The following is a 20,859-nucleotide window of genomic DNA, read 5'->3' as shown; positions in this document are numbered from 1 at the left end:
TCCCTCTACAAACAGCAAGCGATACGTCATAATAAAAGAAAAAGGGAAGGGGTGTTCGCCTAAATGACGGTCACTTTTCATGTCGGACGGTCGGGTAGCGGTAAGAGCGAGCGGATGATCAATCAAGTCATTCAAGAGCTGAAGCGCGATCCGAGCGGCCCGACCATCTATATGCTTGTCCCAGACCAAATGTCGTTTGAAATGGAACGGAAGATGGCGATGACAGACGGTTTAAACGGATCGACGCGGATTCAAGTGCTGTCGATGCGCCGTCTCGCATTCTTGATCATGCGCGATCACGGTGTCGCGACCGAGCAGTTTTTAGACCAGACAGGGACCCATCTTTTGTTACGGCGTGTCGTCGAGATGAACGAGGAACGGCTGACGCTGTTCCGGCGCACGATGAACCAGTACGGGTTTTACGAAGAACTGAACGAGTTGATCACGATGTTGAAACGCGGCCTCGTCGAGCCGGAGCAGTTGCTTCGCCTGAGCGAGCAAGACCAACATCGGGCCTTGAAACTACAAGACCTGTCCATCCTCTATGAGGGCTTTTTGACGATGACGGCCGGCAAAACGCTTCACGCCGAAGACTACTTCAAAGTGATGTTGCAGTTGTTACCGGAAGTCGATTTAACAGGGACTCACTTTTATGTGGACGGGTTCAACGAGTTTTCGGAACAAGAGCTCGCGGTGCTCGTCGCTTTAGCCGAGCAGGCGCCGCTGGACGTCTTGTTGACTGTCGACCCGGACTCGCTCTATCGCCCGAACCCGTTGTTCGGACCGACACAGCGGACGCTGATGCGCTTTAAAGAGCTGCTCTCAGAACGTCAACTTTCATCGACGGATGAACTATATCATGGGGTGCATCGCTTTAAACATCCGAGTCTCGCTTATCTCGAGGCGACGTTCGGTCAAGTGACGGCAGCGCCGTATACGCGGCCGGATAACCAAGTCGCCTTGAATGCGGCCGTCGACCGGACCGTGGAAGTAGCGGCCGCTGTACGCGAGGTCACACGACTTGTCCGCGAAGACGGCTACCGCTTCCGAGACATCGTGTTCATCTCAAGGTCACTTGAAGAATATGGAGATTTGGCGTCACAAGCGCTCCAAAAAATGAACTTGCCGTTCTTCCTGGATGAACGGCAGCCGATGCTTGATCATCCGGTCGTCGAGTTGTTGAAGGCGACGATCGAAGTCGCGCTCCGCGGCTACCGGGAAGAAGCTATATTCCGCGCGTTGAAGACTGAGCTGATCTTGCTCGACCGAGAACATCGGCGTACGTCTGTCGATCGGCTCGAGGCGTTCGTGATTGAGCGGGGCATCAAACATTATCACTGGCATGACGAGTGGCAATTAAAACGCCGGGCCGAAGATGAGGCCAAGTTGACGGGGGAAGAACTCGATATAGAGACGGCACTCAACACCTATCGTCAAACCGTCATCGAAACGTTCGATCCACTCCTCGCCGACTTGAAAGCGGCCAAGACGATGCAGGCTTACACGCACGCTATTTACGCTTTTCTAGAACGAATCGACGTCTCGTCATGCCTTGCCCATTGGCGCGAAGAAGCGCTTGAGGCATCACGCCTGATTGAAGCAAGAGAACATACACAAGTATGGGACGCCGTCCTCCATCTTCTCGAGCAACTCGAGGCGGCTGCGCCGGAAGAGACGCTCTCGACGGAACTGTTCCTGCAAATGATGGACACCGGCCTCGATAGCCTCCGCTATGCACTCGTCCCGCCGTCACTCGATCAATTGACGGTGACCGATTACGTGCGGGGGCGTTTGATTGATAAAAAAATCGTCTTTTTACTCGGTGCCAACGAAGATCAAATCCCACTCGTCGCGACGCAATCGAAACTGTTGACGGACCACGATATGGACTTCATGCATGAGAACGGTGTCCGGGCGGGGAAAGCGACCGAGCACTTGTTCGACGATGAGACGTACTACTTGTATAAAGCATTGACGGCGCCAAGTGACCGGTTGTACGTCAGTTACGCGCTCGTCGACCGGAGCGGGAAAGCGATTCAACCGGCGAGTTTCATCGCTGACGTCAAGGCGAGACTCGGTAACGGCAAGGCCGTCAAGACCCACTTCGCAGAAGCGGGAGAGCATCGCCCGACAGATCAGCTCGCCTTCATCACGAACGTGAATCAGACAGCGGCCGTGACGGCGCTCGAGTTGCAGCGGCTCAGTCGTCACTACCCGATTCAAGAGACGTGGTTCACGGTGTACAACGAACTGTTGAAGCACCCGGAAGGACGCGAGCGAATCCGACTGTTGACGAGCGCGCTGTTTTATCAAAACGTTCCCGAGCCATTGCCAGAGTCGGTCGCGAAGTCACTTTACACGAACTCGATTCGGGCGAGTGTGTCCCGCCTCGAGACGTTCCAAGCCTGCCCGTTCCGTCATTTTGCGAACTACGGCTTGCGCTTGAAAGAGCGACGGCTCTATCGGCTCGAGGCACCGGACATCGGTAACTTGTACCATCGGACGATCGAGCATATGTCTCAAACCGTCAAGATGGACGGGAAAGAATGGCGTGACGTGTCGCCCGACCAATGTGCGACACTCGCGGAGTCGGCCGTCGAACTCGTCACACCGGAGATTCAAAATGCGATTTTGATGAGTTCGAACCGCTACGGTTACTTGAAGAAAAAGCTGACGGACGTCGTCAGTAAGACGGCCGAAGTATTGATCGAGCAGTCGAAACGTGACGGGTTCGATCCCGTCGCGTTCGAACTCGCGTTCGGGAGCGGCAACTTCCCGCCGGTGTCGTTCACGCTCAGTAACGGGGCGACGTGTGAACTTGTCGGCCGGATCGACCGGGTCGATACGGCACAAGTGCATGATCAGCTGTACGTCCGCATCGTCGATTACAAGTCGAGCAAACGGGAGATCGACTTCGCTGAGATTTATTATGGTTTGGCGATGCAGATGCTCATCTATTTGAAAGTGTTGATCGAGCAGGCAGATGCTTGGGCGAAAGGTTCCGTGGCACCTGCAGCCGCGCTTTATTTCCACGTCCACCGACCGCTCGTCACGCCGGCCGAGACAGATGCCGAAACCGAGCGGAAAGTGCTCGAGTCGTATCAGATGCAAGGGTTGCTCGTCGACGATCCAGCCATCCTTGAGGTGATGGATAAGACGGCGAGAGGGGATCAGAAAAAGTCGATCGTCATTCCGGTCAAATATAAGAAAGACGGGACGCTCGATGCGAACACGACGAAAAAAGTCGTCTCACCTCCTCAGCTCGAGCAGTTGATGGCCCATGCGCTCGACCTTGCCGAGACGAGTGTGGAGGCGATGTATGATGGGAAAATCGGTGTCGAGCCTTATGAATATAAAGAGCGGCGTCCGTGCCAGACGTGTCCGTATCAAAGTGTCTGTCATTTTGACGAGGCGCTCGCCAACGAGCCCCGTCAGCTGAAAAAGTTAGATAAAGAAGAAGTTTTGTTTAAATTAGGAGGTGACGCCGATGAAGTGGACGAGTGATCAACAAGCAGCCATCGACGCACGGGGGTCTCATGTACTCGTCTCGGCGGCAGCCGGTTCAGGGAAGACGGCCGTGCTCGTCGAACGGCTCGCCAGCCGTTTGCTCGATGAAGCGGACGAGTTGACGGCGGACCGTATGCTCGTCGTGACGTTCACGAACGCCGCAGCGGCCGAGATGAAACGACGGATCGCCAAAGCGCTCGATCAGGCGCTGCGGGAACATCCGGAAAACGACTATATACGAAAACAACGGCAAATGCTGAACCGGGCCCTCATCACGACGATTCATTCATTCTGTTTAGAAGTCATTCGTGAGAATTACTACTTGCTCGACCTCGATCCGGCCTTCAAGATCGCCGAGGAGCGGGACTTGGTGCTCTTGCAAGACGATGTGCTCGAAGACGTGCTCGAGGCAGAGTATGGCAAACAAGACAATGCCTTCTTCGCGCTCGTCGATGCCTATACGTCTGACCGTGGTGACAGTGAAATCGAAGAGCTGATCCTAGGTTTGTATCAATACGCGCGAACCCTTCCGGATCCGGAAGCGTATTTAGATGAGCTGGTCTCCCTTTATCAGTTTGAAGGCGACCCTGACGAGGAACGGTTGCTCGTCGAGTTCGGGCAGTTGCTCTGGGTCGATATTGAAAAGGCACTTCGTCAACTCCGGCGTGTAGCGATCGAACTCCGGCTTGCCGGTTACGAGGCGCAATCGGAAAATGTGTCCAAAGCGATTTTCCCGTTCCAAAACATCGACGAAGACACGCTCAAATGGAGCGAACTCGAGACGGCGTCCCGAGCGGTTAAATTCGGGACGATGAAATCGGTCCAGAAAAAAGACGAGCATCACATCTATCACACGGTGTTGAAGCCGGCCTATGACCAAGCGAAAAAACGGCTTGTCGATGCGGTCGGTCAAGCGAGTGTCAGCGGAGCTGATCATTTAGACGTCTTGCTGTCACAGCGCCCGCTCGTCGAGACGCTCGTACGCACCGTCCGAACGTTCGGGGCCGCTTACGAGCAAGCCAAGCGGGACCGCGCCTTCGTCGACTTCAGTGATCTCGAGCATTACGCGCTCGCCATACTACGGGACGGGGACGCCCCGTCCTCGGTCGCGTCGCTCTACAAACAGCGATTCGCCGAAGTGTTGGTCGATGAGTATCAAGATACGAACGAGATCCAAGAGACGATCATCGGCCTCGTCAGCAATGAGAGTGAAAAGCTCGGCAACTTGTTCATGGTCGGTGACATCAAGCAATCGATCTACCGGTTCCGGCACGCCGAGCCGAGATTGTTCATCGAGAAAGCGACGCGGTTCAAACAAGCCGGGTCGGGGCAACGGATCGACTTGTCTCAAAACTTTAGAAGTCGCTCCGAAGTGCTGCACGGAATCAATGACCTATTCATTCAGTTGATGGACGAAGAAGTGAGTGAGATCGAGTACGACGAGGCGGCACGTCTCGTACCGGGTCGGGCGTATGAAGAGCTCGAGGCAAGTCCTGAACTTTTGATCGTCAACGGAGAAAGCCGGGACTTGTCGAAACAGGAGCTTGAAGGCCGTGCCATCGCCACACGTATATTAGAGCTCGTCTCTGGGGATGAGCCGTTCAAAGTGACGGACGAGGCGACCGGATTGCTTCGTTCCTGTGAGTACCGGGACATCGTCATCTTGGTCCGTTCGAAAAAAGAGCGGGTCGAGCAGCTGATGGATATTTTGACACAGTATAATATCCCGGCTTATACCGATTCGGACGGCGGCTATTTCCAAGCGACGGAAATTCGAATGATGTTGTCGCTCTTGAAGTTGATCGACAACCCGCTCCAAGACATCCCGCTCGCCGGGGCGCTCCGGTCACCGATGTTTGGTTTCACCGATCAAGAGCTGGCCAAGATTCGCTTAGAGTCGGAAGCGTCGTTTTTCGATGCACTCAAGGCGAAAGCAGACGATGACGACGAGCTTGGATTGAAATGTGGAGACGTGCTCGATCAGTTGTCGGAATGGCGTACGTTCGCCCGCAACCACAGCTTGTCGGAGTTGATTCAGCAAGTGTTCAACGACACCGGGTTTTATGATTTTGCCGGCGGACTGCCGGGCGGGAAAGGGCGTCAAGAGAACTTGAAGGCGCTCTATGACCGGGCCCTCTCCTATGAACGGAGCGGCTACCGTGGGTTGTATCGCTTCTTGCGGGTCATGGACCGTCTCCAAGATAACGGCGAAGATCTATCGGAAGCACGTTCACTCGGAGAAGAAGAGAACGTCGTCCGCATCATGACGGTCCATAAATCGAAGGGGCTCGAGTTTCCGGTGACGATCGTCGCCCAACTCGGCAAACAGTTCAATAAACGTGATCAAATGCAACGTGTCATCTTCCATAAACGATACGGCATCTCCCTCGATGCGATCGATGTCGTCACACGGACGAGAACCGAGACGTTCGTGAAAGAGATGATCCGTCGGGATCTCGATGCGACGATGAAAGCCGAAGAGATGCGCGTCTTGTACGTCGCGCTGACCCGGGCGAAAGAGAAATTGATCTTAGTCGGTACGGTCGCAGAACCGGTTAAACAGATCAACCAATGGCTGCAGGTCGAAGCGACGGGTGAGACGTTATCCGCTGACGCACGACGCGAGGCGAAGACGTATCTGGACTGGGTCGCGCCGGCGCTCCTCAAACTAGAAGGCGCCGTACCGTTCATCGAGGAGATGGGCTTACCGGTCTTTTCGCCGATACGGGAAGCGACGAACTGGACGTATCGCATCATCGGACAAGACGATTTGGCGGAAGTGGCCACACTCCAAGCGATGATGGCCCAGCTTCATCATGTGCAACAGTTCGAGGCGATTGATTTTCCGGTCAAAGACGAAGAAGCGACGATTCAAGTCGTCAATCGAGCCTTTTCGTACAGTTATCCGGCCCAAGCCGCGACCGAGACGGCAGCGAAACAGACCGTGACGGAATTGAAACGAGCGATGCAACTCGAGCAAGCGGCGTTCGAAGACACGTTCCGCCCGAGCGATACCCCGTATCGGGAGCCGAAATGGAAGCAGACGAAGCAGACAGGTGCCGAGCGCGGGACGACGCTCCATCTCATTTTCCAATTGTTTGAGCCGACTGAACCGCTCGACATACAAATCGACCGATGGGAAAATAATGGGATGCTCGGTCCGATCGAGGCGGAGACGGCACGGCTGGCGCTGCCTGAAATCGAGTCGTTCTTCAACTCGGAGATCGGTCGGGCGCTGTCTGAAGCGCTACAAGCCGGACGAGGATGGCGCGAGCTGCCGTTCACGTATACGGTGCCCGCGGAGCGAGTGAATCCGACGGCGACGTTCACGGACGAGCACGTGTTGATTCAAGGGATCATCGATTGCCTGTTCTTCGATGGTGAGACGTACGTCCTACTCGACTATAAATCGGACTCGGTCTTGTTCACGAGTGCATCGCGAGAAGAGGCAAGACAGTTGCTTCGTGACCGCTACACTGTTCAGCTGTCGCTCTATCGCGAAGCGATCGAGTCGATTTGGAATATCCAAGTCGGGACGACGGTCATTTATTCTTTGGAATTGCAGGAAACTGTTGTACTATAATGTAGACGATATGATTGTAAAGGTGTACGGTTATAAACCGTGCATCTTTTATTTTTGTGATTACAAAATAGATTAGGTAAAATAATGAAATGAGATAATAATGGAGGAAACGTCATGGTGAAAATTCTACTAGCAGAAGATGAAGAAGTATTGCGCATGCTCGTATTAGATACGTTAGAAGACGAAGGATATGACATTGATGAAGCGCCAGACGGTCTTGAAGCCTATCGGCTGATCGAACAGAACGAGTACGACCTCGTGATTGTCGACCATATGATGCCAGGAATGACAGGTCTTGAAGTCATTGAGAAAGTGAGGAAGTTGCCGGGACGTCAACATACGAAAGTGATGATGTTGACGGCGAAGAGCCAACAATCTGACCGTGATTGCGCGAATGAGATTGGGGTCGATTATTTCATTTCGAAGCCGTTTAGTCCGCTTGAACTTGTGAAGATCATAGGAGGCATCGTTAAGTGAATAAATGGTTTAAACAAAAACTCGGACGTGACATCACGACCGTCCTGTATTCGTTCCTCGCGCTCGCGCTCGTCGGATCGATGATCATGTACGTGCAGATGGAAACCCGGGTCAGAGAGAACGAAGCCCGTCTCCAACAAGTCGATGAACGAATCAACCGATTGAATACGTTTTGGGACGAATGGCAGAGCGCGCAGTATGACTCACGAGGCTACTTGCTGTTTGGTGATGTGGAAGCGCTCGAGCGAGCCCAAAGTAAAGAAAATGAGTTCCAACAAGAAATCAACTGGTTCAAGGCCGCTGTCGAATCAAAACAAGGTGAGATTTTCGCAGCCGATTTACAAGCCTTTCACGATTTTTACTTCAATGTGATCATGCCGGTCACGGCGGAATATGGTCAACTGCGAGCGTCCGGGGAAATCACCGAGAGCACGATTGATCCTGAAACCATATTGACGTTGCCGACAGCCGAACGATTGATTGAGCAAGGCGTCGTACCGTACGATCCGGAACGCGGTATCGATACGCTCGCTCCGATCCAACAGATCGAATCGTCACTCATGGACTACAAGGCGTTGATGAACAGTGAGAAAAATAGAGTGTACGCCGACTGGAAAGTGAACAATGATGTTTTACAGTTCTTATGGATTGCGAGTATCTTCTCGTTCGCGGCGTTGATTTTACTATTCGTCCAACCGTTCTTGCGTCGTCAAACCCGTCTGATCTCTCGCCTGTCGGTCGCATCTGACCGCTTACTGAAAGGTGAGATCGTCGACTTGAGCGATCAAATGGAGCGCGAAGACGAGATCGGGACGATGTCCCGTTCGTTCAACAAGATGGCGGAGACGCTCCGTGAAAATGAACGTCACTTGATTGAGAAGAACCATGAGTTGCAGGCACAACAAGAAGAATTGATCGCCCAGCAAGAAGAGCTGCAAGCGCAGCAACAAGAGCTTGAAGAGATCTTGGAACAGACGCAACAGAACGAACAGCACTTGGCGTACCGAAACGAATTGACCGAGACGCTCGCGGCTCGCGATTCGTTGACGGCTTACCCGGAAATCATCGAGAAACTTGTCGCCATCACCGACTCAGAAGTCGGGGCGCTCGTCTTCCTCGATGCGACAGGCTCGTTCTCTATCACGAGCCACGGGCTGAACGAGACGTTGTCGCGTAAATTGCTCGATAGCGAGAACTCCGTGTTGACGCGGGCGATGACGTTGCGGACGACAGTCCATTCGTCGAAACAAGTCGCAAGCGACCATCCGCTGCCGTATCCGTACTACATGTACGAGACGGCCGTACCGGTCCACGACCCGACGGATGATTCAATCATCGCCTTCATCTATCTCGTCCGTTACAAAGACCGCTTCACGCAGACGCAAATGGGCGATATCATGTCGTTCGCACGTCAGCTGTCATTGTCGTTGCTTCGGATGCGTCTATTTGAAGAGATGACCCGTGAAAAAGGCAAGACCGAACGGATTCTCGATTCAATCCGTGAAGCTGTCATTTACGTCGAACATTCGACCGATGACGTGTTCGTCAACCGACCGCTTTACGAGATGTTCCCAGAGCTCGATGCGATCACATCGAGTCAGCTCGCAGAACTGTCTTGGAACGAGTGGCGGGAGACGATCGCGACGACGGTCGACCAAGACGATGACTTCATGACGTATACAGACCGTCTGTTCACAGACGACTTCCCGCACGACAGTGTCAGCTTCTCGATCCGTAAAGGGGAGATGAACTTACAGATGTATGCCGAGCGGATCGTCGTCGGCGGATTGTCGAAAGGGACGCTGCTCGTCTTCCGTGATATTACGAGTGAGACCGAGGCTGAGCGCTTGAAGAGCGAGTTCATCTCGACGATCTCGCATGAGTTGCGGACACCGTTGTCTTCGATTTATGGGTTCACCGAGCTCATGGTCAAGAAACAGTTGCCGAACGAGAAACAGGCGAAATATTTGCAGACAATCCACGCTGAGACGGAGCGGTTGACGCATCTCGTCAACGACTTCCTCGACGTACAGCGCATGGAATCAGGTAGCCAAATGTATGACCGGGAACAGCTCGATATCGAGCCGGTCATCCATGACATGATGACGTTCTACGAAGCGTCGTCATTGAAACACCAGTTCGAGCTTGTCACGGTCGACGACCGACCGTACGAACTGTTCGCAGACTGTCAGAAGTTCAAACAGCTGATGAGCAACTTGCTCTCGAACGCCGTGAAGTACTCACCGCGTGGCGGGAAGATCACGGTCGAGCTCGCCCATCACGACCAATCGATCTCGATTAAAGTGAAGGATCAAGGGATCGGCATTCCGAGCGACGCCCTCGATCGTCTGTTCGATAAGTTCTATCGGGTCGACAACTCAGATAGTCGTGAAATCGGCGGCACGGGACTGGGTCTCCCGATCTGCCAAGAAATCGTGCGCGGTCACGCCGGTCAGATCCATGTCGAGTCCGTCCAACATAAAGGCTCGACGTTCACCGTTGTGATTCCGAGCTTCGAACACGCTATTCGGGAAGAAGAACAAACGACGGCTTGATCAAAACAAGAGGAGGAGACGTGCCGTTCAATCGTGACCGGCACGTCTTTTTTTGTGGTGTAAATGCGGGCTTGACCGAAAAGTGGCTTGTTCGTGTACAATAGTAGTTGTACATAATCAAAAGGGGGATTTTTGAATGCCATTGACAGCATTTCTACACACGCACGTGACGAGTTGGATTTTACTACTCGTCTTGTTCGCTGTCGCCTATATCGGCTACAAGAACGGAAATAAGAGCGGCAAGATCGCGCATATGGCGTTTCGCCTCATGTTGCTCATCGCGTTCGGTACAGGACTTTATTTGTACTTGCAACTGAACGGAGGCGGCATGTTCTACCACGTGAAAATCACAATCGGATTACTCGCACTCATCTTCGGTGAGATGACGCTCATTCGTTTGAAAAAAAGAAAACCATCGGGCGCTATGTTTGGCGGCTTCGTGGCACTGTCACTCGTGACGATCTTTATCGGTTACGCGTTGCCGTACGGTCAGTCGTTCTTCAGCAACTTTATTTGAGTCACATCCCACTTCACACATCGGAGTGGGATTTTTTTGTTTGTCCGCAAATTATTAGGGGAAAATAAAAAAATCAGGAATAACGATGATGAGGTGAAACGATGGATCAACAAACGAATGAATGGTCGCGTGTATTACATGCGCGTAGATGGATGAAGCAAACTGAATCGTTCTTGCCGTTATGGCACGGCTACATCGGCTACAAATACGGATTGTTCGATGCGCTTCAAGGCGGGGCGAGCTTCGCTGAAATGACGCTGCGCTTGAAGCAGCCGCTCACGAAACTCGCACTCGAGCGTTGGTTAGAAGTCGGGGTCGCCGTGCGCCACTTGAAGAAGAAAGGATGGCGCTATTTTCCAACGCGTAGCTTGAGGTATCAGCTCTCGCTCAAAGACGAACGCAGCATCGGATTCATGCTTCAAGAGATGATGGAACTTCATATCCCGGCACTCATCGCCTACCCAGACTTTTTAGAGTCCGGCAAACAGAAGACGTTCGACGGTGCGACACACGGGAAAGTCGTCGCTCAAACGTCGACGCTCGTCGAAACGGTCGCTTTTCCGGTCGTCCAACAGCTGCTCCGCCAAGCGGACGTCAAGACGATGCTTGATATCGGATGCGGCCACGGGGGCTATTTGCGGAAACTCCACGGTCTTGAGCCGGATTGGAAGTTGACCGGGATCGACCTCGAACAAAAAGTGATCGAAGAGGCACGTGAGCAAGATGAGACGGGTGAGATTCGTTACGAAGTGGCCGATTTCATGGAATGGGATCACGACGAGCGGTTCGATGTCGTCATGATGAACAATATGCTTTACTATTTCTCGCCCGAGCAGCGGATTGGACTGTTAGAGCGGATGCTCAGCAATCTTGATACGGCAGGTGTCGCCGTCCTCGTCACACCGCTCGCGGAGTCACCGCTAGGCGCCCGCTTCGCTTCGGCGTTCAACGCGTTTATGACGCTCCACGATAACCTCCATCCGCTCCCGACGACTCGTCAGTTGCGCCGGCAATTGGAACAGGTCGGCTTCGAGAAAGTACGTTTCGTCCCGTTTATTCCGGAAGGATCTTGGTATATCGTCATCGCCGAACGTGGAGATTGAAACGTCTAGCGTACAGCGAACCGATTCAGATTTGAACTTGTGTTCAGTCATTTCTATAATAGAATAGAAGTATAAGAGACTTTTCACATAGGGAGTTGTTCAACGTGTCGGAAAAAAGAGTCGCAGTGATCGGTGCCGGGCCAGGTGGGCTTGCTGCCGCAATGATCTTGTCGAGCCGTGGTGTGGATGTAACTGTATTTGAAAAACAACCGTTTGTCGGTGGACGGACGTCACGTCTGCAAGTCGGGGAGTTCGCGTTCGATCGTGGCCCGACTTTTTTGAATATGCCGTATATTCTTGAAGAGATGTTCGAGGAGACGGGACGGGATTTGGCTGATTATGTCGATATGAAGCGATTAGAACCGATGTACGATCTTTACTTTGATCGCGGACAAAGCGTGCTATCGATGACGACCGACCGCGACCAGATGCGTCAATCGATTGAAGAGATGTTCCCCGGCAACGGCGAAGGATACGACCGATTCATGGCAGACCAGGCGGTCAAACTATCGAAGCTCATGCCGGTGCTCCAGACCGCCCATGATAAGCTGACGGATTACGTGTCGACACGCGTCTTGAAGGCGTTGCCGTTCCTCTCGATCGGAAAATCGCTATACGACGTGCTGTCTGAATACTTTACGAGTGAAGAACTCAAATACTCGTTCACGTTCCAAGCGAAGTACCTCGGGATGTCGGCTTGGGACTGTCCGGGTGGGTTCTCGATCTTGTCGTATATGGAACATGCTTACGGCGTCCATCATCCGATCGGCGGGGTGAACCAACTCTGTTCGGCGATGGCCCGTGTCATCGAGGAGGAAGGCGGGACGATCCGGTTAGGTGAAGCGGTCGACCGTCTATTGCTCGACGGGAAACGTGTCAACGGACTCGTGGCGAACAACGTCCATTACGCGTTTGACGAAGTCATCGTCGGGGCGGATTTTGCCCATGCGATGACGACGCTCGTACCGAGCGATACGCTAACGCGCTGGAGTCCGAAACAGTTGAAGAAGAAGCGCTATTCTTGCTCGACGTTCATGCTCTACCTCGGACTTGATCGCGTCTACGATGAGGTCGGCCACCATTCGATTCACTTTGCGGATGATTATGAGCGCAACGTCAAAGAAATGACGCAAGACTTGAAGCTGAGCGAGGATTTCTCGTTCTACGTTCAAAACGCGTCACGGATCGACCCGACGCTCGCGCCAGCCGGCAAGTCGTCGCTCTACGTGCTCGTACCGGTGCCGAACAATCTGTCAAACCTTCCTTGGGACACGCTCGAGGAAAAGATGACCGAACTCGTCTTGGACGCACTCGAGACACGTTCGCCTTACCGGAACGTCCGCGACCATATCGAAGTGATGCAGGCGCTCACCCCGAACGATTGGGAAGCGTTTGGGGTCTATGAAGGGGCAACGTTCAACCTTGGACATAACTTGTCGCAAATGATGTACTTCCGTCCGCACAATCAGTTCGAAGAGCTCGACCATGTCTGGCTCGTCGGCGGTGGGACGCATCCAGGCAGCGGACTGCCGACGATTTTTGAATCGGCACGAATCACGGCCAACTTGCTTCGGGACCGGGCGGGTGTCGGACGATGAACATCAGTTTCGTTGGTGCCGGTATCGGGTCGCTTTACGCCGCCTTGCTATGGACTCATAAGCATCCATCGACCCAAGTGACGATTTATGAGAAAGAGGACCGGGTCGGTGGGCGGCTCAACTATGTCGAGTTCGAGAACGGTGCTCGCATCGATGAAGGACCGACAATCGTCTTGTTGCCGAGCAAGCTGAAGAGCCAACTGCAAGAAGCTGGGTTTCCCGAACAGGAACTCGAACTGCTCGAAGTCGATCCGCTCTATCGCCTCCGTTACGAAGATGGGACGACGTTTCACAAATATCACGACATCGATCGTCAAGCCGAAGAGATTGAACGATTTTTCGGCGAAGGTGAATCGTTCCGTCGTTACATGGGACAAAAGCGCGAGGAATACAAAATCGGTTTTGACACGTTTTTAAACCGTGGCTATAAAGGCAAGACCGACTTGTTCGAGCCGAGACTGCTCATGTTGCTCTTGCGCCTGAAAGCGTATGAATCGGCTCATGAGAACATGAAGCGGTTCTTTAAAGATGAGCGGCTCCGGGTCGCCTATAGTCTGCAGACGCTCTACATCGGCGGCAACCCTTATGAGACGCCGTCCCTGTACGGATTGATCCCATATCGCGAGCAAGAAGAAGGAATCTGGTACGTACGAGGAGGATATTTCTCGCTTGCGACGAAGTTAGAACAAGAGCTGAAGAAGCGGGGCGTCACGTTCAAGCTGAACACGCCGGTAGAACGCGTCCGCGTCCAAGACGGCCGTGCCAACGCCGTCGTCGTCGATGGCGTCCCTCATCCGTATGATGCGGTCGTCGTCAATGGAGACTTCCCGCTCATGGAACGTCTGATTGATGGAATCAAGCCGAAAGCGTACGAACCGTCGAGCGGCACGCTGCTCCTCTATTTCACGGTGGACGGCGAGATCGAACTCCCGGTGCATCAGTTCGATTTGCCGAACGATTTTGCCGGGTCGATGCGCACGATCTTTGAAGATGGTAAACTGAGCAAGTATCCTGCGATGTATACGTTCAATCCGTCGCTCATCGATTCGACGCTCGCACCAGTTGGGACGAGTGTGCTTTATGTCCTTGTGCCGGTACCGCGCAAGTTAGAGCGACAAGATTTTGAACAGAGCGGGGCAATTGAACGTCTCGTGTCCCGGATCGAAGGGATGGTCCCTAAATTTAGAGACCGTGTCATCGAGATGAAAGTCCGGACACCGATGGACGCGGAACGGTTCGGGTTGTTCGAAGGCGGGAGTTTTGGGATTGCCCCGAAACTTTCACAGTCGGCAGCATTCAAGCCGCAAGCCCGTCCATACGCCCAAATCGAGCGGCTCTATGCCGTCGGTGCCTCCGTACATCCATGCGGTGGTGTCCCGATCGTGATGATCGGCTCACAGTTGTTAGTGAAAAGAATGGAAGAAGAAATGGGGGCATTGTACCATGACGAGGCAAGAAGCGTATCGTCAATGTGAAGAAGTGATGAAGAAAGGCTCACTCACGTTTTATCGGGCCTTCTCCCTGCTTTCAAAACCGGACCGCCAGGCTGTCGCCGCGGTCTATACGTTTTGCCGGACGTTAGACGATGCGGTCGACGAGTCAGCGTATCCTGAGGAAAGTTTGACCGCATTTCTGGCGGAGTTCGACCGCTTTTTAGCCGGCAACGACCCAGACGGCGCTCTTTGGATTGCTTTACGCGACGTTTGGCAGCGCTATGACATGGACGTCGAACCGTTCTTCGAGTTAGCGGAAGGCATGAAGTGGGATTTACATAAGACACGTTACACGACACTTGAAGAGACGGAACAGTACGGCTATTATGCGGCCAGCACGGTCGGTTTGATGTTGTTACCAATCCTTGTCCCGGACGCGAACATGGAAGCGCGGCAACAACTGAAGCAAGGCGCGATCGACCTCGGCATCGCTATGCAGTTGACGAACATCCTTCGCGACGTCGGTGAGGACTTGGACCGGGACCGGATTTATGTACCGCGTACGCTCTTAGCGCAGCACGCGATGTCAGAGACCGATCTGTTTGAACGGAAAGTGACACCTCAGTTCGTTGAAGTGTGGGAGACGATGGCCAACCGGGCGGAAATGCTATACCGCAGTGCCCGTGAGACGCATCACTTGTATCCGGCGACGAGTCGAAAGCCGGTCCAAGCCGCGGCGCTCCTCTACGAAGGTATATTAGATGCGGCCCGAAGTAACGACCATGATGTCTTTACGAAGCGCGCTTACGTATCGACACTTCAAAAAGGAAAGCTGTTAGCGAGACTTTGAAAAAGACCCGATTGCGAGAGCAATCGGGTCTTTTGCTGAACAGACTCGAGCCTGTAGACACCGTCTGCAGGCTTTTAGGATACAAAAAACCACTTTTGGCGGGGGACCAAAAGTGGCGTAAGCGTTATGTGATCCGTTCATCGGGGAAACGAACGAATCGGACGTGATGAACCCTAAAGATGTGCCTCGTTTCATGGGGAATGAAACGATGGGGCATCTTCGCTGAAGTAGGATGCTTGATGGACTAAGGGGGAACATCAGACGCATGCTATTCCAGCAGCGGGAAACGAGTGGGGAAACTCGCTCATCACTTTTTTCTCGGGTGTGACAAGTTCAAAACGCGATTGGCTCGGGGAAGCCATTCGATCGCTACAGGTGTAACAAACGTTACAATACTGCTTGAACTCGATATGATGTTATCACGTCTGTGACTTGTCGACAAGTGTCGAATCTTCTGTTCACAAAATGTTCAAATTGTCAGAGGTATGTCCTCCAACATCGAACGAGCAGCAAACTGTCCTGAAAGCGTCACCATTGGACTGCCGCCGCCAGGATGGGTCGATCCACCCGCAAACCAGATGTTCGAGACGTCTTCCGAGCGCGAGGCCGGACGGAAAAACGCACCTTTTTTCGAGTTTGCTGACGTTCCGTATAACGAGCCATAATACGCATAAAAATCACGCGTCAAGTCAAGCGGGGTCACGCGGCGGTGGAACAAGACGTCAGCATCGTCCCAATCGACGCCGAATGTGCGCAGCCGTCGACGGATCAAATGTTCGTACGTCTCGGCATCGATGTCGGTCAAGTGGGCCGGAGCGTTGACGAGGATGAACAGATTGTCCCCGGCCTCACCCATGGACGGATCGGTGTAGGCCGAGTTCGAGATGTAGATCGTCGGCTCATCGGCGTAGCGTTCTTCGTCGAACAAGGCACGGAACTCAGCCTCGTAATCGTCCGAGAAGTAGACGTTATGATGGGCGAGATTTAGACGTTTGTTCAGTCCGACCATCATGACGAAAGCAGAGACGGATGGCTCGACCGTATCCCGGGTCGGTACCGGGAACGATGGACGATGGACCGCATCGACGAGCCGGGGATATTGGGTCAATAGCTCCCCGTTCAAAAGGACGGCATCGCAAGACATGACTTCTTCATGGTCGATGACGACAGCATGCGCCTTACCGTTCATGACTTCAATCTTTGTGACTTCATGGCCGAGTCGGAACTCGACACCGAGCTCGCTCGCGCGTTTGGCGAAACCTTTGGCGATCGTCCAGTTCCCGCCTTTGGCGAAATAGACGCCGTCGTTCAACTCAAGATGTGAGATCAAGGCGAACGTGCCGGGCGTAACGTAAGGACTGCTGCCGATATACGTCGCGTAACGGTCGAGTGCTTGGATGATGCGCGGGTCTTTAAAATATTTTTTATGGAGCGCGTGCAAACTCTTAAGCGGATGGACCTTCATCATATCGGCCCAAAGACCGGTGTCGATTTTTGTGTCCATTCGAGTGAAGAAACGATTGTTGGCAATCTCAAATAGCTTTTCAGCCTCGTCCAAGTACGCCGCCAATTGATTTTTGTCGGCTTTGTCACCGGTCAAGCGCCGGACTTCAGCTTCCATTTGTTCCCGTTCGGAGTGGAATGTGAACGTCGACCCGTCGGAGAAGTGATTGACCGTATGCGAGTCGAGTTTGACGAGTTCAAAATAATCCTCTGGGTTGGCCCCGCTGTTCCGGATGACGGAACGGAACACGTCCGGCATCGTGATCGTGTTTGGCCCGAAGTCGAAGCGGTGACCGTCCGTGATGATCGGCATGAGCTTACCACCGACGTGCTCATTTTTTTCGATGACGGTCACATCGTACCCGCGAGCCGCTAGTGTGACGGCGGCGCTCAGGCCTCCGAGACCGGCCCCGATAATAGCGATTTGTTTCATTGCAATGCGCCTCCTAACAATTTTCTAATGATACATCCGGCCTTTCCAAGTGATCGGTTTTCGTCTCCATTTTCGGACGACCGCGTTCGTGAGTAGGACGAGGTAGGCAACCAGACTGAACGGATGGAGCCAAAAATGGCGTCCGCCCGACTTCAAGTCGATTGCTAGCCGTGCGAACAAAACGAACAGGCTCGCTCCGAGCGATATCCAGTCTGGTCGGATGAGCAGGAAGATGAACGCCGATAACTGGACGCCGTAGTAAAGGGAAAAATAAAGGGCGATGCCCACTGCTTCATTCATTCCCTTGAATACGTTTTTTGAAAACCCGTTCCAGACTTCCTCGTTCGTCGCATACATATCGCACGTGATATAAGGTGAGACATTGACGAGCGACGTCACTTTTTTACGGCGCTTAAATTCGCGGCATAAATCGATATCATCAATCAGGGAGTCGTGGATCGAGGCGTGACCGCCGACTTCCTCATAACTAGTCCGTTCGACCAAGACGTTCATCCCGTTCGCGGCGGCGAAGGCGGGATGTCTCACTTTTCGCCAAAACAGCGGCAAGTGCTGGGCGATCAAGACGTGTTGCATCGGAATGAGCAGTTTACCGAGCCACGTCGGCGTCGGAAAGCGGGGGAAGCCGGATAAAAAGACGGCGCCTTCCCGGACGAGCGTTCCGTGCATGCGGCCGACGAAGCTCGGATCGATGGTCACATCGGCATCGAGAAACAATAAGTAAGGTTCACGGGTCTGCGTCGCCAATTGATGACAGGCGTGTACTTTTCCGGACCAACCGTCGGTGAGCGGCACACCGCGCAAGATCGTGAACCGGTCGTCCGAGGCGATTTCCCGCACGAGCGCGTCATACGTCCCGTCCTCAGAGCGATCCTCATATAAGTAGACGTGACAGCCGGCGGTGAGGGCCGGCTTTAAACTGTTGATTAATTTTGGGACGTTCCGCTCTTCGTTGCGGAGCGGAATGCAAATCGCGGTCGGCGGCACCGGGATCGGGGCCGTGAGCGGACGAAGAAATGCCAAGTTGACTAACGTGAAGAGAAACATGAGTCCAGTGAGCACGAATAGGATCATTGTTGTCTCCTCCCGATGGTGAGCAAGTGCTCCGTCCAGTCGGCGAGCCCGCGTCGTGGCGGAAACAACGACATGTACCGGTCCGACTGGGCGATCACATCGGCGCGCGTGTCGTCATAGAGCTGTTCGAGCGCTGTGGCGAGCTCTTGCTTTTGCTCCCGGCGTGTCGTCGAGACGACGGTATGGGTCCGGAACCGGACGTAGACGACCGGGGACGCATGCGACGCGAACGCGTAGTAGATGGCACAAAGCCGGACCTCGGGTTTTGCGAGTAGCATCGTCGCACCCGTCCCGATCTCAAGCGGCCGGTGCTCTTGTGGGTATTCACGGCCTTGCGGGAACACCCACACCGATTTCCCGACGGACAAGAGCTGATTGGCATAGTTGAGAGAAGCGCGAATGTCGGATAACTTCCCTTTTTTGATGGAAAAGGCGCCTAAATGACGGAAGAACGGAAAGCGTCGCAATCCGTCCTCATCCATCAGGACGTGAACGTCGTGCCGTAAATAATACTCGTTCAACATGAGCAAGATGAGTCCGTCCCACCACGAGCTGTGCGTGCTTAAAAAGAGGCCCGGCGTCGGAACGTCATCAGCCCGAACGTTGATCGTGTGAAAGAACGGTCGGATCTGGTGTTCTTTGACGAACGTTGAAAAGATGTTACTGAACCATTTCTTTTTGTTCGCTTCGATCATGACGCAACCTCCGTTCCAAATAGATGACGCTTGCCGTTACAATACTTAACACACCGATCCCATAAAGACCGGCGTTGACCGCGGTGACACCGAACAAAGCGTGAAGCATGACGAACAAGTAGCGTCCGTGCATGAGTAAAGTCGGCTCCGCTTCGACTTCGAAGCGGTCGAGCAACCATGAGAAGATGAGCGACAGTCCGAACCATCCGACGAAGTTTTGCGTCGGGATGTCATAATAGAGACCATCATTGGCCCATTCCCAGTAGCCTTTCACGTTGGCTGCGACCGGATCGATCGCCATGTCTAACCAGACCGCCAAAAACGGGACGAGCCAGAGCGTCCGTCGCTTGAACGCGAACAGGCGGGCGACAGCGAAGCTTGCGCCGATGACGGCGAGCCAGGCCGCACCAATCGTGACCGGTACGCCGAACACGGTCGGACCGAACGCTTCGGCATAAATATACTCGCTGAACGGGAACCCGGTTTTGACACCGAGCGTCTCGACGGCGATCGAGCCGAAAAAGATGAACGGCACGATGAAACGGGCGTGACGGACCCCGTCGGCAATGACAAATCCTCCGATGAGACCGGCGAGCCATAAGAAGACCGGGTTCGCCCATTCGAGCCAACTCGGCAGTAAATCAAAGCCGACGAGAACAACGCCGACGACGTACCAGACTAAAAATAATTTCCAAATCCATGGATACACTTTCATCAAATCACCTCACCTTCTATTCTAAAGAGGTTTTCGACATCCGTCTAATGAATGCATGCACAAAAAAAGAGCCCCTGCTAGAGGGACTCATCAATTCGCCATGCGCTTCCGTTTTTTCACAAATGAGAAAGCGATGAACAGGATGTAGAACGGGATGGCGATGAACCAAAACGTCGGCCATTCTTTCCACCGGGCGAACGTCATATACGTCAAATAGACGAGACTGAACGTGATGATGAACGAGTGACGCGGCAACGGTACGTCTTTAAAACTCGGAATACGAACCCGGCTCACCATGAGCAAGGCGAGACCGGTAAAGAAGATCGGGGTGAGCAGTTCGTTGACGCGATCGCCAAACGTCGTCACGACGGCGAGCAATCCACCGGCTGCCGTGATCGGGACGCCTGAGAAATAGCTTGCCGTGACGTTCGTCGCCGACAAGTTGAACCGGGCTAGGCGATAGGCGCCGAAGAGCGGGAACAGGGCGGCGAAGAAGAGCCCGTAATTCCCGTAATCGATAAAGAACGTATAGTAAGCAAGTAACGCCGGGGCGACGCCGAACGTGACGACGTCAGCGAGCGAATCAAGCTCTTTTCCGAAGTCACCGTCTACCCCGAGCATACGGGCGAGACGGCCGTCGAGGCTGTCGAGCATCATCGCGATGATGATCAGGAGTGTCGCATTCGAGAAATCGCCGCGCGCGGCGTAGACGATGGCGAGGACGCCACAAAATAAGTTACCGAATGTAAATGAGTTAGGAACCCACGAACGGATTCGTTCTTTCCACATAGTATTGCC

General features: G+C 53.5%; 14 protein-coding genes. 9 read left to right on the top strand and 5 right to left on the bottom strand.

The features are described from left to right. The first annotated feature begins 63 nt into the window (after nucleotides 1-63). The 9 genes from addB to EVJ28_RS09725 all read left to right on the top strand — a co-directional run bounded on the left by addB (nucleotide 64) and on the right by EVJ28_RS09725 (nucleotide 15,623). Complete coding sequence (gene addB, locus EVJ28_RS09765) at nucleotides 64-3,504, top strand: helicase-exonuclease AddAB subunit AddB (RefSeq protein WP_131488811.1); 3,441 nt, start codon at nucleotides 64-66, stop codon at nucleotides 3,502-3,504. Further along, nucleotides 3,488-7,090: a helicase-exonuclease AddAB subunit AddA gene (gene addA / locus EVJ28_RS09760; protein ID WP_131488809.1), complete on the top strand. Its 3,603-nt coding sequence runs from the start codon at nucleotides 3,488-3,490 to the stop codon at nucleotides 7,088-7,090. The genes addB and addA overlap by 17 nt, the downstream gene beginning before the upstream one ends. A gap of 114 nt (nucleotides 7,091-7,204) precedes the next feature. After that, nucleotides 7,205-7,567, top strand: a complete 363-nt coding sequence (locus EVJ28_RS09755; RefSeq protein WP_070327845.1) for a response regulator — start codon at nucleotides 7,205-7,207, stop codon at nucleotides 7,565-7,567. After that, entirely contained in the window at nucleotides 7,564-10,122 is a 2,559-nt protein-coding gene (locus EVJ28_RS09750; protein ID WP_131488807.1) for a sensor histidine kinase, read from the top strand. Before EVJ28_RS09755 ends, EVJ28_RS09750 begins: the two co-directional genes overlap by 4 nt. Nucleotides 10,123-10,258: 136 nt before the next feature. After that, nucleotides 10,259-10,639: a YisL family protein gene (locus EVJ28_RS09745; RefSeq protein ID WP_131458101.1), complete on the top strand. Its 381-nt coding sequence runs from the start codon at nucleotides 10,259-10,261 to the stop codon at nucleotides 10,637-10,639. Between the two features lie 101 nt (nucleotides 10,640-10,740). Further along, nucleotides 10,741-11,742, top strand: coding sequence for a class I SAM-dependent methyltransferase (locus EVJ28_RS09740; protein WP_131458100.1), 1,002 nt, complete (start codon nucleotides 10,741-10,743; stop codon nucleotides 11,740-11,742). Nucleotides 11,743-11,846: 104 nt separating this feature from the next. Beyond that, nucleotides 11,847-13,340, top strand: a complete 1,494-nt coding sequence (locus EVJ28_RS09735; RefSeq protein ID WP_131458099.1) for a phytoene desaturase family protein — start codon at nucleotides 11,847-11,849, stop codon at nucleotides 13,338-13,340. Continuing rightward, complete coding sequence (locus EVJ28_RS09730) at nucleotides 13,337-14,815, top strand: phytoene desaturase family protein (protein ID WP_131488805.1); 1,479 nt, start codon at nucleotides 13,337-13,339, stop codon at nucleotides 14,813-14,815. The genes EVJ28_RS09735 and EVJ28_RS09730 overlap by 4 nt, the downstream gene beginning before the upstream one ends. Next, nucleotides 14,784-15,623, top strand: coding sequence for a phytoene/squalene synthase family protein (locus tag EVJ28_RS09725; RefSeq protein WP_131458097.1), 840 nt, complete (start codon nucleotides 14,784-14,786; stop codon nucleotides 15,621-15,623). Before EVJ28_RS09730 ends, EVJ28_RS09725 begins: the two co-directional genes overlap by 32 nt. A 469-nt stretch (nucleotides 15,624-16,092) precedes the next feature. Here EVJ28_RS09725 and EVJ28_RS09720 read toward each other — a convergent pair whose 3' ends face one another. From EVJ28_RS09720 to pssA, 5 genes are all read right to left on the bottom strand, one after another. Continuing rightward, nucleotides 16,093-17,559, bottom strand: a complete 1,467-nt coding sequence (locus EVJ28_RS09720) for a phytoene desaturase family protein (protein WP_131459106.1) — start codon at nucleotides 17,557-17,559, stop codon at nucleotides 16,093-16,095. A gap of 24 nt (nucleotides 17,560-17,583) precedes the next feature. Next, nucleotides 17,584-18,651: a glycosyltransferase family 2 protein gene (locus tag EVJ28_RS09715; protein ID WP_131466133.1), complete on the bottom strand. Its 1,068-nt coding sequence runs from the start codon at nucleotides 18,649-18,651 to the stop codon at nucleotides 17,584-17,586. After that, nucleotides 18,648-19,346 (bottom strand): lysophospholipid acyltransferase family protein, encoded by a 699-nt coding sequence (locus EVJ28_RS09710; RefSeq protein ID WP_131488803.1) that lies wholly within the window; start codon nucleotides 19,344-19,346, stop codon nucleotides 18,648-18,650. Before EVJ28_RS09710 ends, EVJ28_RS09715 begins: the two co-directional genes overlap by 4 nt. Next, nucleotides 19,312-20,061, bottom strand: a complete 750-nt coding sequence (locus tag EVJ28_RS09705) for a carotenoid biosynthesis protein (protein ID WP_131459103.1) — start codon at nucleotides 20,059-20,061, stop codon at nucleotides 19,312-19,314. Before EVJ28_RS09705 ends, EVJ28_RS09710 begins: the two co-directional genes overlap by 35 nt. A 90-nt stretch (nucleotides 20,062-20,151) precedes the next feature. After that, nucleotides 20,152-20,850, bottom strand: coding sequence for a CDP-diacylglycerol--serine O-phosphatidyltransferase (gene pssA, locus EVJ28_RS09700; protein ID WP_016508135.1), 699 nt, complete (start codon nucleotides 20,848-20,850; stop codon nucleotides 20,152-20,154). Between the last annotated feature and the right edge of the window lie 9 nt (nucleotides 20,851-20,859).

This window comes from Exiguobacterium sp. SH3S3 (assembly GCF_004337115.1).
In the GTDB taxonomy this organism is placed as follows: domain Bacteria; phylum Bacillota; class Bacilli; order Exiguobacteriales; family Exiguobacteriaceae; genus Exiguobacterium; species Exiguobacterium aurantiacum_A.
This window is presented reverse-complemented; position numbering and strand designations above follow the sequence as displayed.

What these genes read in the sequence shown, in the direction of transcription:
- addB (WP_131488811.1), top strand. Translation starts at nt 64, where the DNA reads ATGACGGTCACTTTTCATGTCGGACGGTCGGGTAGCGGTAAGAGCGAG.
- addA (WP_131488809.1), top strand. Translation starts at nt 3,488, where the DNA reads ATGAAGTGGACGAGTGATCAACAAGCAGCCATCGACGCACGGGGGTCT.
- EVJ28_RS09755 (WP_070327845.1), top strand. Translation starts at nt 7,205, where the DNA reads ATGGTGAAAATTCTACTAGCAGAAGATGAAGAAGTATTGCGCATGCTC.
- EVJ28_RS09745 (WP_131458101.1), top strand. Translation starts at nt 10,259, where the DNA reads ATGCCATTGACAGCATTTCTACACACGCACGTGACGAGTTGGATTTTA.
- EVJ28_RS09740 (WP_131458100.1), top strand. Translation starts at nt 10,741, where the DNA reads ATGGATCAACAAACGAATGAATGGTCGCGTGTATTACATGCGCGTAGA.
- EVJ28_RS09730 (WP_131488805.1), top strand. Translation starts at nt 13,337, where the DNA reads ATGAACATCAGTTTCGTTGGTGCCGGTATCGGGTCGCTTTACGCCGCC.
- EVJ28_RS09725 (WP_131458097.1), top strand. Translation starts at nt 14,784, where the DNA reads ATGACGAGGCAAGAAGCGTATCGTCAATGTGAAGAAGTGATGAAGAAA.
- EVJ28_RS09720 (WP_131459106.1), bottom strand. Translation starts at nt 17,559, where the DNA reads ATGAAACAAATCGCTATTATCGGGGCCGGTCTCGGAGGCCTGAGCGCC.
- EVJ28_RS09715 (WP_131466133.1), bottom strand. Translation starts at nt 18,651, where the DNA reads ATGATCCTATTCGTGCTCACTGGACTCATGTTTCTCTTCACGTTAGTC.
- EVJ28_RS09710 (WP_131488803.1), bottom strand. Translation starts at nt 19,346, where the DNA reads ATGATCGAAGCGAACAAAAAGAAATGGTTCAGTAACATCTTTTCAACG.
- EVJ28_RS09705 (WP_131459103.1), bottom strand. Translation starts at nt 20,061, where the DNA reads ATGAAAGTGTATCCATGGATTTGGAAATTATTTTTAGTCTGGTACGTC.
- pssA (WP_016508135.1), bottom strand. Translation starts at nt 20,850, where the DNA reads ATGTGGAAAGAACGAATCCGTTCGTGGGTTCCTAACTCATTTACATTC.